Consider the following 12,146-nt stretch of genomic DNA (forward strand, 5'->3'; position numbering starts at 1 on the left):
GGTCAATATTTAGCACAGTTCATTGCCTATATTCAACACAGGATGAGGAGAAAATAAATATGTGGAAAGGTTTTCTGGTTGGATTGGTGGTGGCCAATGGCTTTGAATGGGTCGCTCATAAATATATTTTGCACGGTACTCATCGAAGTGGAAAGCCGCGTTATAGTCCCGTACCTGACAGTATGAAATCGCATTGGGAGCATCATCGTGAAGTCCGAAAAACGGATTTTTACGACCATGGCTATGTTGAAGGCATTTCAAATTGGCGTACGAAAAATGAAATCGTTTCTCTGGCAGTGGTAGCGACCAGCACCAGCTTAATGTTTTATCCTGTCTCTAAAGGCATGGCTCTGGCTGCGGTGTATAGCGCCTGCAACTATTATTATATTCATCGACGTGCCCATTTAGAGTCGGATTGGGCAATGAAAAAAATCCCCTGGCATTATGATCATCATATGAACTCAAATCAGGATGCGAACTGGTGTGTGACCAAGCCTTGGTTTGATTATTTGCTGGGAACCCGGGTAATTTCATCCCAAAATTTGCAAGAACAGAATCCATTAGGTATCACATTACCCCAGTCTATTTCCAAGCTATTGAATTTTGTCGCAGATAGTTACTTTCCAGCAAAATGGGTAGAAAGGTTACCTGAAGAATCAATGAAGCTATAAAGGAATTTATCTTATGAGATTTTAATGCCAACGAATTACACTGAGCTTTTGAGCTAAAAATACGCTATAGACGGTCTTTCTTAAGGTATGTCGTAAATTGTCAATATTTTCGGCATGGATAGTCAATATTTCGTTTATTTTTTACTCTATATTTGCCGCATCGTTAAGTGGTAAGATAACTTGACGGCAAATAGATATGTTTTTTGTTTTACGTTTCAAGAAATCGCGCTGTAGTTTTCTTGATTTATAGGGAGTCTTAAAGACTCCTTTTTTTTATCTCAAATTTTGTTATTGCTTTATTAAAACTTAGATTAGCATTTGAAGTGCAACACCATGTTGTTGCCATAATACCTGACTCGGACTTTTAAAGCCGAGTCTTTTTCTTGGACGATGATTCAATCGTTGAGTAATTTCTGCAATATATGCATCCGTATAGTCATTCAAGTCACTGCCTTTTCTAATATATTGTCTGATCAATCCATTGGTATTTTCATTTGTTCCTCGCTGCCATGCACTATAGGGATCAGCGAAACACCAGTCGACATCTAATTCCTGAGCAGTATACTCATGCAGGCTGAACTCCTTCCCATTGTCCGCGGTAATTGTTTTTAGATGTGCTTTGATGGGTTTCAATAATCTGATCGTAGCTTGGCAAACTTCCTCAGCCTTTCGCGTGCTGCACTTTTTCAGCCAAAGATAACCTGTCTTCCGATCTACAATTGAAACCAGGGATTGTTGGTGGTTCTTGCCAACAATCGTATCTATTTCCAAATCACCGAAGCGAGAGCGCTGCTCAATCTCAGCAGGTCTATCGTGGATACTTTTGCGGTTTGTCAGTTGGCCACGAGTCTCAATAGAGCCATATTTTCTCTTCCTTTGATTTCTGAGACGTAAGTTGTGGAAGAGCACACCACCTTTGCTTTTATCCTGCTGTATAAACCTGTATATGGAATGCAGACTGACTGAAACATGAGAAGCAATCTGTTCGGGACTCCACTGGAGATCAAGATAAGCAATGACCTGTACCCAAGTATCATAAGAGATTCTTTTAGGATTAGGGCAATGCCGTCTGCGAGCTAACTTATTGGCATGTTTAGCGAAATAACCATTCCTTGCTCGATTGCGTGCTATTTCTCTGGAAATGGTTGAGGGTGAGCGATTTAGCCTCCAGGCGATATAACGTTTAGAAAAACCTTCACGTAACAATGTAGAAATCTGATATCTTTCTTCTTGAGTAAGATGAGTATAGTTCATGATGCAACTTTGACTTTGGTCGGTCGGAAGCAAAATGCTAGCTCATCTTGCTTCCTTCCAATAATTTAATCTCTGTTGCACTTCATTTGAGAATCCAAGAAATAAAAAAAGAGTGTTATTAAAACACCCTTTTAAGCTTGATCACATCAAAAAATTAAAGACGCATTTCAATGCCTTGAGCTGCCAGATATTGTTTTGCTTCGGGAATGGTGTGTTGACCAAAATGGAAAATAGAGGCTGCCAAAACCGCATCTGCTCCGCCTTGCAAGATCCCATCTGCTAAATGTTGTAAACAGCCCACTCCACCTGAAGCAATAGTTGGAATATTCACGCGATTATTGATTTGACGCATTAACTTAAGATCATAACCGGCTTTGGTACCGTCTGCATCCATCGAAGTAATCAGCAGTTCACCCGCACCGTATTCGGCCATTCTCACTGCCCATTCAATGGCATCAATCCCAGTCGGTTTACGGCCGCCATGAGTGAAAATTTCCCATTTATGATCAGCAGTTTTTTTCGCGTCAATCGCGACCACAATACACTGTGCGCCAAAGCGTTGCGATGCTTCTTGTACAAATTCCGGATTAAAGACTGCAGCCGAGTTGATGCTGACTTTATCTGCACCGGCATTCAGCAATAATCGAATATCTTCAACTTTACGTACCCCGCCACCTACGGTTAATGGAACGAATACGCTTTCTGCCATACGTTCAACTGTACGGTAAGTGGTGTCACGACCGCTCGAGGTGGCAGTAATGTCTAGGAAGGTAATTTCATCGGCACCTTGTTCATTATAGCGACGTGCCACTTCAACCGGATCGCCTGCATCACGAATATCAAGGAATTGCACACCTTTCACTACTCGACCATTATCTACGTCAAGGCAAGGAATAATACGTTTAGCAAGCATAATTTTTTCCAAAAATAACAGCCGATTATGAAACTTCGCCACGAAGGTGCTACACCTTGGCAGTTGGAGCAGGTATTCTATCAAAATTATGTAAGTTTTTTTGCAGGTTTTCTATGTCGGTTTATACCCCTTTGACTTTACAGGAAGTTCAGGCTTTTGCAGCACCTTATGGATTAGAGGTGATTGACCTGATTCCCATTCAAGGAGGTATTCAAAATACGAATTATTTTTTAGTCTGTGAAAATGCTACCCAGTATGTACTGACTATATTTGAAGAGATGGATGAGCAAGGTGCAGGGGAGCTGGTTCCTGTACTTGAGCATTTGGGTAAACATGGTCTAGCGGTGCCAGTGCCATTAAATTATGAAGGTAAAGCCATTCATACTTTAAAAAATAAGCCTGCCCAAATTGCGCCACGCATGATGGGCCAACACCCCATGCCATCGACTGTGGAACAAGCACAAGCGATTGCTATTGCGCAGGCAAAAATGCATATTGCATTACAAGATTTTCCTTTAGAACGGGCAGAATATCGTAATCATGATTATTGGTTACAAGTCGCTAAAGAATTAAAACCGACTTTAAATCCTGCAGATGCTATTTTATTGAGTGAAGTTTTGGGCTTGCATGATGCTTTAACGGCGGTCTATCCTAACCGTCCAAAAGGCTTTATTCATTCAGACTTATTTCGTGACAATACCCTATTTGAAGGCAACGAATTAAAAGGTATTCTGGATTTTTACGAACTGAATGAAGATGAGTTCCTGTTTGATATCGCTATTACTTTAAATGACTTCTGTACCGAATATCCAGATGTACATTTAAATGAAGTTAAAGCACAAGCGTTCTTAGAAGCGTATGAAACGATACGTCCATTAACGACTGATGAAAAAGCCTGTTTAGAGATCTATCTGGCGAAGGCAGCAGCTCGATTTTGGTTGATGCGTTTACAAGTGGCACAAAAAAATGCACAACAGGGACGTACTGGCGATGATATTTTGCAGAAAAATCCACAAGAGATGCGTAATATGCTTGTAGAAAGACTAAAATTTGTGACTGCTTAAAATAAATAGGAAATAAAAATGCGCGATCAGGGGCGATTAGTCGAATGGTTTGATGAAAAAGGCTATGGTTTCATTCAACCGAATGATACCTCGAAAGATCGCGTGTTTTTACATATTAAGGATTTTGCCCGTCAAGGTCCACGTCCTATTGTCGGTTGTGCCCTGGAATATACGGTATTACTGGATGGCGAAGGGCGTTTCCGTGCGCAACAGGTCATGTATCTCAAAGCATCACAAACACAAAAAATATTGCCAAAACCGAAAAACGTCAATGAACAAGCACAAAAATTAAAACCGATGCAAATTGCCTGTGTAGGTTATATTTTAGCTTTGGCTGTTTTCACAATAGCGGGCTTATTAAGTGGAATGGTGCTGTTATTTATCAGCATCATTAATGCCATGACCTATTGGATGTATGCGCAAGATAAAGAGGCAGCATTAATGGGCAAGCACCGTGTACCTGAACAGACTTTACATATTTTATCCTTTCTTGGAGGCTGGCCTACAGCATGGCTTGCACAGGAAAAATTGCGCCATAAAACACAAAAACAACCCTTTAGAAAGATTTATTTTTGTACCATAGCCTTAAACATTCTTTTGATTTTATGGCTAATTTCTCCTTTAAATATCCTTAAAATTTAAAAGAGAACAATGACTTTAAAAGGTATAACAATGAATTATTCTATAGATAAAGACTCTAATCGTACTCTGACTTTAATTCTTTATGTACTTTATATTATTGCTATTTTTTCAGCTGGTTTACTGGCAATTATTGCCTTAATTATTAACTATGCCAAACGTAACGATGTACGCGGCTCTATTTTCGAAAGTCATTTTACTTGGCAAATTCGTACCTTTTGGTGGTATTTATTCTGGAACATTATTGCTTTTATTCCGTTCTTTTTCTTGTTTTTTACCGGTGAGAATACCGATCTTTTTGCGGGTGTTGCACTTATCGCAACCACGTTCTGTGTTACGCTGATGGGTATTTCCTGGATCTGGATTGTCTATCGGGCTATCCGCGGTATTATTCGTTTAAATGATAATCAACCGATGTATCAATAATAATGATTGATCATAAAAGGCAGCTGGGAGCTGCCTTTTTTATTTATTTTTTTAAGGTAAAGAATAATTTTGTCTAAGTGGGTTTATTCAATAACTTTCGTTAAATTTGATCAATTTTCATCTCAGTAATTTAACTAATAAAAAGAGTAAATTAGCGAGCCAGCTCTTTATTTTTCTTCAAAAACCTCGGCTTCCATTCACTCAAAATCACACCCATCACCACCAATGCACCACCCAAAATGGCAAGCATGGGTAAGCGTTCACCAGCCAATCGTCCAATCAGGGCAGCCCAGACCGGTTCACCTGAATAGATAATAGCAGCTTGTGAAGGATCAACTTCACGCTGTGCCCAGTTCATCACCAATTGAATGGCTGCACTGGCCAAGCCTAGTCCACAGAGAATGATCATCAGTGGCCAAGAAAATGATGGATTCCACGCTTCACCCGTCACAGGCATCATGCAAAAAGCAAAAACAGACGCAAAGCCGAGCTGAATCACCGTTACGCGGCGTACATTGACTTTACCGGCAAAAAAACTAATCAGGATAATTTCAAGGGCGATGGCGATTGAACCCAGAATAGTAATAATTTGCCCAAAGCTCAGTTGTACGTGCCCAAAGCCATTGCCGGTCAAAAATATGAGACCGAGAAAAGCCAGCCCTGCACCACACCAAGTCATAAATGGTGGCGTTTTACGAAACAATAGCCACAACAGAAGCGGCACTAAGGGCACATACAGCGCGGTTAGAAAAGCTGATTCACTGCTACTAATACTTTGTAGCCCAATGGTCTGGGTGCCATAGCCAATCGCGATCAATAAGCCTATTAAGGCACCGGCAGCAATTTCTTTCAGATTAATACCGCTTAAATCTTTCCAGGAAAACAAGCTAACAAAAAGCATGGCTGTAATAAAACGACAGCCGACAAAAAACATGGGACTGGCAAAATTTAAACCATATTGCACGGTAAGAAATGACCCACCCCAAATCATGGTAATCATAATTAAGGCCAGTTGCGGGGCTTTGGTTTTAAACCATGAAGGAACGTTTAACATGTCTATACAGGGATGACTTGATTGAAATAAAAAAGAGGTCCGAAGACCTCCTTTAAGGATGTGGAACCCATATTAAATGGATTGATCATCCCAAAGTGATTGCGCTTCACGAAGGTTCAGTGTGCCTTCATAGATTGCACGGCCGGTAATCGCACCTAAAATGCCCGGTTGGCCTTTTAAGTTGCGAACATCATCAAGGTTGGTCACACCGCCAGACGCGATTACAGGCAAACCTGAATAGGTCGCCAAATTTACAGTTTGTTCGATGTTTACACCTTGCATCATGCCATCACGTGCGATGTCAGTATAGACAATGCTCGATACACCCGCATCTGCAAAACGTTTAGCAAGATCAGTCGCTTTTACGTCAGTGACATTTGCCCAGCCATCGGTAGCCACCATGCCATTCATCGCATCAATTCCGACAATAATGCGGCCTGCAAATTTCTTGCATGCTTCTTCGACGAAAGCTGGGTCTTGAACCGCTTTAGTCCCGATAATGACAAAAGATACGCCTGCATCCAAGTAATGTTCAATGGTTTCAAGCGAACGAATACCGCCACCAATTTGAATTGGAAGTTCAGGCTGTGCTTTAGCAATTGCTTCAACTACAGGTTTATGGATAGGCGTCCCGGCAAAAGCACCATTTAAATCAACCAAATGTAAGCGGCGCGCGCCTTCATTTACCCAATGCTGTGCAGTGGCCACGGGGTCGTCAGAAAATACGGTATCATCTTCCATACGGCCTTGTTTTAAACGGACACATTTGCCATCTTTCAGGTCAATTGCAGGGATGATCAGCATGCTTTCGCTCCTTGCTTAATCTCGTTAAAGTTATTGTTTGTCATCTTAGCAAAATATTGTTAAATCTCTAAGCCTCAGTTTCAGCTTTTATTTTATCCGGTCTAATACGTAATTTTAATGAAGTGTTGGGGATGTGTTTAGGCAGTAAGCCTAAACCCAGCAATTCTTCAAACACCAGTACCGGTGCATAAGCATCGGCAGCCGCGTATTGAATTTGATGGGGTGTCAGTATTTTACGTGCCCAGTTCGAGGTACTGATTTTTTTACTTTTGGGAAAATTCACTTGAAATAAAAGTGCCATGGCATTTTTTAGCCCCATAGGATTAGAAAAGCCAAAGGCGGAAAAGCATTTCGACAGTTCAATCACGCTATTCAGCTCAATGCCTTTTTTGCGAAAAAGATGGGCATCATTTTTTAAGCCAAAACCCACTTTAACTTGATCCCGATTCTCAAAAACAGGTTTTAGAAATTCTAATATTTGAGGGTTGATTTGAAATAAATAAGCTGTATCGTGACTGGCCAATTGAATCAGATGCGGCCCTGTTGACACTTCACCTTTGGCAAAGGTCGGTTTGGATTCGGTATCGAAACCCAGTAATGCACAGCTTTTCAGTTCTTGTTCGAGGGCAAGACATTGCTCAATGCTATTAATGAGATGAATCTGTTGCATGGGAAGATTCTGAAATAAAGGCAATTCCTGAATTTGTTCTTTGCTGGGTAGCGTTTGAAGCAGAGGTTCTTCCATAATGATCAATATAATAATTTATTTTAAATTCAGCTTAATCGCTTTTCCGAGTTTAGGCAAAAATAAAGCCTGCATAATTACAGGCTCTAGGTATGTATAATAGAGGCAACGGTTAATGGTTTTGCACAGTTTGTGGTATTTCCATTTGTGCCACTTGTGCACGTTGCACATAATCTTGATAGGCAGGGACTGCAATAGCAGTGAGAATACCAAGTGGAAAAATCAGTACATAGAACCATGCTAAAACTTTCTCCCAGGTTTTTGTTATACGTGGTAGACCAAACTGGTTTTCATGTTCATCACCTTTGGCAAAAGTTAAATACACGGCTAAACCTAAATTGACCAATGGGATCAACATCAGTAAAGATAACCAGCCACTTTTATTCAGGTCATGCAGGCGACGAATCGCAAAAATAAAAGAAAAGTAAATCATCGCAATATACACAATGCCTAATAGCAACATGGGGAAAAGTGGCATGCCTTGGCTGGGTTCTGGTACAAAACCAGGAAGCAGGACGGCGCTAAGAATGCCCAAAGTCATCACAACGAACAATAGCAGTCCGTTCCAGCCCAAATAAGATAATCGACCAAATCGTCCATCAGCATTCAATGCTGAGTCATTACTAATATTACTCATTATTATTTTCCTATATTTTTTAAATGGATATATTTAATATTTAGTCAAATAATAATCAATTTTAATATAAGTTCAAAGAGGAATTTTTAAACTCAGATCCCAAAATAAAAAAAGCCCAACCAGGGTTGAGCTTTTAAAATGTTGATCTAAGCGTCTAAAATTCTAGTTTTAGATGTTCCATTCCACAAAGTTTTTCAGTAACTGTAAACCTGCGGTATGGCTTTTTTCTGGATGGAACTGGGTGGCAAACAGGTTTTCTTTATGCAATGCCGTGCAGAACTCTAAGCCGTAGTCACAGGTCGCGGCAACCAGGGCAGCATCTTTCGGTTCAACATAGAAACTATGCACAAAATAGAAACGCGCATCCTGTTCAATGTCTTTCCACATTGGATGGCTTGGGTCTGCCTGATGAACCTGGTTCCAGCCCATATGGGGAACTTTTAAGCCCGCCATTTCCGGGAAGTGCTTTACTTCGCCTTCAAAAATACCCAGTGCATCTGCACCGCCATTTTCTTCAGAGTGCTGCATCAAAGCCTGCATACCGACACAGATCGCCAAAACTGGTTTGTTGAATACCGCATGGCGTACCACTTCATCAATACCCGCTTCATGCATGCCTTGCATACAGTCACGCATTGCACCGACACCGGGGAATACAATTTTATCGGCTTGGGCAATTAATTTAGGATCATTGGTCACATCGACAGTTGCGCCCACATGTTCCAGGGCTTTGGCTGCAGAGTGTAAATTTCCCATGCCATAGTCAAGAAGGGCAATACGGGTCATTACAAAGTCCCTTTGGTTGAAGCGACAGTATTTTCAGCACGTGGATCAATTTCACAGGCCATACGCAGCGCGCGTGCAAAGGCTTTAAATGTACATTCGATCTGGTGATGACTGTTTTTGCCTTTCAGGTTGTCAATGTGCAATGTTATTAACGCATGATTCACAAAGCCTTGAAAAAATTCAGAGAATAGATCAACATCAAAGGTACCAATACGGGCGCGAGTGAATGGAATATCCATCCATAAGCCAGGGCGACCGGATAAATCGACCACCACACGGCTTAAAGCTTCATCCAGTGGTGCATAAAAATGACCATAACGTCGTAAGCCTTTTTTATCACCCAACGCTTGGGCGAAAGCCTGACCGAGTGTGATACCACAGTCCTCGACAGTATGATGGTCATCGATATCCAGGTCACCATCACAGTGAATATCGATATCGAACAAGCCATGTCGCTTGATTTGATCAATCATATGATCTAAAAATGGAACACCTGTGTTGAGGGTGCCCTGACCCGTACCATCAAGATTCACACGAACTCGGATTTTGGTTTCGTTAGTGTTTCTTACCACTTCACTGATACGTTGCGTCATAGACACGTTCCTCAAAAACGTTAAAAATGATGATGTAAAATGTTTTTTCGCGATGACGAAATCATCGCATATTAGATTGCTCAGGAGGGTTAATCAATGCCTATTACCGTACATGCTTATACTTCACTAGAAAATGACGAAGTGCGCAGCCAGCTTGAGCGACTGTATGACACTAGCCCGGAATTTGGAGATGGGCAGGATGCCATTGAACAACTAGAGCAAAACTTGGCTCAGTATACCTTAGTTTACACAGCAGAATTTAATACTAAGTTGATTGGGGCGATTTGGTGCACTGGACAAGGGGAAAGCAAGATCCTAGAAAATATTGTGGTTCATCCGGCTAACCGTGGACGCGGCGTTGCGGAACGACTGGTGAGCGAAGTCTGCCGTATGGAAGAAGAAAAGGGCGTGAAGACGTTTGAACCGGGCTGTGGCGCCATTCATCGTTGTCTGGCGCATCTGGAAAAAATTTAAGTTTGAATAGATTATAAAAAAATGCCAGTCAGTTAAGAAATTGACTGGCATTTTTTTTATTGTGAATTCATCATGTTATTTGATACACGTAAACGTCATCCGCAATTGTTTGAGGTAGCGCAAGATTAAAAAAGTTGCTGTTTATGCGATAAATTCGCTCCACGGTGATAGTGGACGAGTTTTGCGGGTGACAAATGCTTTTGGTTCTTTTGACGAAACAAAAGAATATTCGAGCTCCAAGTATTTGATCTAAAAAAAATAAGATTTCGTTGTGAATGACCAAAAGCTAAGAAGTTTATTAAAATCCTTTTAACTGATCAGCATTAAGCCTTGAAACTGTTTTTTATGCTTAAACATAGCTTTGGTTGAAATAGTGAATGAAGTTTTAAATAAAAAATAATCAAACAACTTGAGATTTGCTGCAAAAATAAACGTTTGTTTAAAAAAGCATAAAACCTGCTTGACTGAAAAACACTTAGACTGTTTAATACGCGACATCGGCGTGATAGCTCAGTAGGTAGAGCAACGGATTGAAAATCCGTGTGTCCCCAGTTCGATCCTGGGTCTCGCCACCATATTCAAAATCATCAAGATTTCAATCCCTGATCCCATCAGGGATTTTTTTTGGGCAAAAAATATTCGATCAAATAAAAATGTCATGAATTATATTGACTATTGATGCCAGATACGGCTTAATACACCGCATCGGCGTGATAGCTCAGTAGGTAGAGCAACGGATTGAAAATCCGTGTGTCCCCAGTTCGATCCTGGGTCTCGCCACCATATACGAAAAAACTTCAAATTATGTTTGAGGTTTTTTTTTGTCAGCGTTTTTTTCAGCTGAACTTTTTTCGTATAAAATAACATCAATAACAATTCGAGCATAAAAAAATGAAAACAATCGGATGTTCAATATTAACTTTACTTTCTTTCCTGCTGACAGCCTGTGGTGGCAGTGGAATCGGAGATAACTTTAACTCTTCTTTTGAAAAAACTTTTACTTTTGGTTCACAAACCTATGTCTGTCGCAGTGAAAGAGCAGCCAATGCTTGTGGCGGTGCGAGTCAGGATTGTTCCGCATGTGACGTACAGTCTTCATCTTCACCAGTGATTACCCAGGTATGTACTCAGCCAGTGGTTGATACGCATAGAGTAACAGCGAATGGCTGCGTGTTAAGACTCACCAATAATACCCAGACGGGAATCTGTACTTCAGAAGGATTAAGACTACTGTCCGGAACCAATTTCACCAGACTGCAAGTCAGTGCAGGCACATTATTTCCGAGGGGAAGTTTAAGTATCAATGTCGGAAACCTGACTGAAACCATCGCTTGTAATTAAAAACCATGAAATTTTTTATGCCGTTCATTATTGGCATTCTCTGCTTTGGATTGGGTTATTGGGTGGCTTCATCCAAGCCTGAGTCTGAACAGCATGTTCCTGAGCATAATCAGGATATTGCTGTGGAAAATTTTATTCAGCATATCCAACCCAAAGGACAGACTCAGCCTGGAGAAGGTCTTGCCTTACAACAGCAGCTAAAAAATCAGAAAACACAGGTCAATCTAGTCATAGATAGCACGACCACTGAACAGATCAATAAGTATCTTGAGCAATCCTTTCCGGGCTATGACTTATCCGATATTCAAAATAAACACGCGTTTGCCAAACGTCTGGTCAGTGAATTTGTCGATTCAGAAAATGATCCGAATGAAGTTTTGGCAGGGAAGGCCACAGTGACGACAGAACAACAATATTCAGTAGGAGATGTGTTGCCTAGGCAGATTTATGCCGGACAACAGTTATTTGCCCATTTTGATACTTTGGGAAAAGTACCTAATAACGAGCAGGTCTTTGTGCGCTGGAGCAACCAGTCTACAGGTGAAGTGCTGTTTTTTATGCCACAGCGGGTCAGTGCCACTCGGGAACAGAACTGGGTCAGTTTTAATCCAGTGAAGGGCTGGAAAGTCGGAACTTATGATGTTAAATATTATCAGTTGAATGATCAGCTTAATCCAATTGCCCAGACCCGTTTTAAAATTGACCAGGTGATTGATTAAATTAACAAATATTTTGAGAATGGTTT

15 protein-coding genes and 2 tRNA genes are annotated in these 12,146 nt (G+C 40.9%); 9 read left to right on the forward strand and 8 right to left on the reverse strand.

Annotation, left to right across the window (positions count from 1 at the left end):
* Nucleotides 1-59 precede the first annotated feature (59 nt).
* Nucleotides 60-671: a sterol desaturase family protein gene (locus AC3CAU_RS04070; RefSeq protein WP_131215256.1), complete on the forward strand. Its 612-nt coding sequence runs from the start codon at nucleotides 60-62 to the stop codon at nucleotides 669-671.
* Between the two features lie 306 nt (nucleotides 672-977).
* On the opposite strand, the gene AC3CAU_RS04075 is transcribed toward AC3CAU_RS04070, so the two are convergent.
* Both AC3CAU_RS04075 and hisF read right to left on the reverse strand, forming a co-directional pair.
* On the reverse strand, nucleotides 978-1,925 hold the full coding sequence (locus tag AC3CAU_RS04075) for an IS30 family transposase (RefSeq protein ID WP_447053751.1): 948 nt from the start codon (nucleotides 1,923-1,925) through the stop codon (nucleotides 978-980).
* Between the two features lie 154 nt (nucleotides 1,926-2,079).
* Nucleotides 2,080-2,838, reverse strand: a complete 759-nt coding sequence (gene hisF / locus AC3CAU_RS04080) for an imidazole glycerol phosphate synthase subunit HisF (protein ID WP_131215250.1) — start codon at nucleotides 2,836-2,838, stop codon at nucleotides 2,080-2,082.
* A gap of 113 nt (nucleotides 2,839-2,951) precedes the next feature.
* On the opposite strand from hisF, the gene AC3CAU_RS04085 reads away from it, so the two are divergent.
* From AC3CAU_RS04085 to AC3CAU_RS04095, 3 genes are read left to right on the forward strand one after another with little or no spacing between them, the layout of a single operon-like run.
* Nucleotides 2,952-3,902 (forward strand): homoserine kinase, encoded by a 951-nt coding sequence (locus tag AC3CAU_RS04085; protein WP_131215247.1) that lies wholly within the window; start codon nucleotides 2,952-2,954, stop codon nucleotides 3,900-3,902.
* Between the two features lie 18 nt (nucleotides 3,903-3,920).
* Nucleotides 3,921-4,544 carry a DUF1294 domain-containing protein gene (locus AC3CAU_RS04090; RefSeq protein ID WP_447053750.1) on the forward strand — a complete coding sequence of 208 codons (624 nt, stop codon included), beginning with the start codon at nucleotides 3,921-3,923 and terminating at the stop codon, nucleotides 4,542-4,544.
* Nucleotides 4,545-4,574: 30 nt separating this feature from the next.
* Nucleotides 4,575-4,967: a DUF4870 family protein gene (locus AC3CAU_RS04095; protein ID WP_447053749.1), complete on the forward strand. Its 393-nt coding sequence runs from the start codon at nucleotides 4,575-4,577 to the stop codon at nucleotides 4,965-4,967.
* A 151-nt stretch (nucleotides 4,968-5,118) separates the two neighbouring features.
* Here AC3CAU_RS04095 and AC3CAU_RS04100 read toward each other — a convergent pair whose 3' ends face one another.
* The 6 genes from AC3CAU_RS04100 to hisB form a co-directional block, all read right to left on the reverse strand.
* Nucleotides 5,119-6,021, reverse strand: coding sequence for a DMT family transporter (locus tag AC3CAU_RS04100; protein WP_424619931.1), 903 nt, complete (start codon nucleotides 6,019-6,021; stop codon nucleotides 5,119-5,121).
* A gap of 72 nt (nucleotides 6,022-6,093) precedes the next feature.
* Complete coding sequence (gene hisA / locus AC3CAU_RS04105; protein WP_131215235.1) at nucleotides 6,094-6,825, reverse strand: 1-(5-phosphoribosyl)-5-[(5-phosphoribosylamino)methylideneamino]imidazole-4-carboxamide isomerase; 732 nt, start codon at nucleotides 6,823-6,825, stop codon at nucleotides 6,094-6,096.
* Between the two features lie 67 nt (nucleotides 6,826-6,892).
* A complete protein-coding gene (locus AC3CAU_RS04110) occupies nucleotides 6,893-7,570 on the reverse strand; it encodes a 3'-5' exonuclease (protein WP_447053748.1) in 678 nt (225 codons plus the stop codon).
* A gap of 112 nt (nucleotides 7,571-7,682) precedes the next feature.
* Entirely contained in the window at nucleotides 7,683-8,207 is a 525-nt protein-coding gene (locus AC3CAU_RS04115) for a DUF805 domain-containing protein (RefSeq protein WP_131215229.1), read from the reverse strand.
* A 168-nt stretch (nucleotides 8,208-8,375) separates the two neighbouring features.
* The gene (gene hisH / locus AC3CAU_RS04120; RefSeq protein ID WP_424619935.1) at nucleotides 8,376-8,993 is read right to left on the reverse strand and encodes an imidazole glycerol phosphate synthase subunit HisH; all 618 of its coding nucleotides are present in this window, start codon (nucleotides 8,991-8,993) and stop codon (nucleotides 8,376-8,378) included.
* A complete protein-coding gene (gene hisB / locus AC3CAU_RS04125; protein WP_424619937.1) occupies nucleotides 8,993-9,586 on the reverse strand; it encodes an imidazoleglycerol-phosphate dehydratase HisB in 594 nt (197 codons plus the stop codon). Before hisB ends, hisH begins: the two co-directional genes overlap by 1 nt.
* Before the next feature lie 96 nt (nucleotides 9,587-9,682).
* Between hisB and AC3CAU_RS04130 the strand changes: the two genes are divergently transcribed.
* The 5 genes from AC3CAU_RS04130 to AC3CAU_RS04150 all read left to right on the forward strand — a co-directional run bounded on the left by AC3CAU_RS04130 (nucleotide 9,683) and on the right by AC3CAU_RS04150 (nucleotide 12,120).
* Nucleotides 9,683-10,060 carry a GNAT family N-acetyltransferase gene (locus tag AC3CAU_RS04130; protein WP_131215219.1) on the forward strand — a complete coding sequence of 126 codons (378 nt, stop codon included), beginning with the start codon at nucleotides 9,683-9,685 and terminating at the stop codon, nucleotides 10,058-10,060.
* A 499-nt stretch (nucleotides 10,061-10,559) separates the two neighbouring features.
* Nucleotides 10,560-10,635 (forward strand) — tRNA-Phe (locus tag AC3CAU_RS04135).
* 132 nt (nucleotides 10,636-10,767) lie between these two features.
* Nucleotides 10,768-10,843: transfer RNA gene (locus AC3CAU_RS04140), tRNA-Phe, on the forward strand.
* Nucleotides 10,844-10,951: 108 nt separating this feature from the next.
* On the forward strand, nucleotides 10,952-11,401 hold the full coding sequence (locus tag AC3CAU_RS04145) for a hypothetical protein (RefSeq protein WP_424619939.1): 450 nt from the start codon (nucleotides 10,952-10,954) through the stop codon (nucleotides 11,399-11,401).
* A gap of 17 nt (nucleotides 11,402-11,418) precedes the next feature.
* Nucleotides 11,419-12,120, forward strand: a complete 702-nt coding sequence (locus tag AC3CAU_RS04150) for a hypothetical protein (protein WP_447053747.1) — start codon at nucleotides 11,419-11,421, stop codon at nucleotides 12,118-12,120.
* Nucleotides 12,121-12,146: the final 26 nt, after the last annotated feature.

It is taken from the genome of Acinetobacter sp. GG23, from assembly GCF_057766365.1.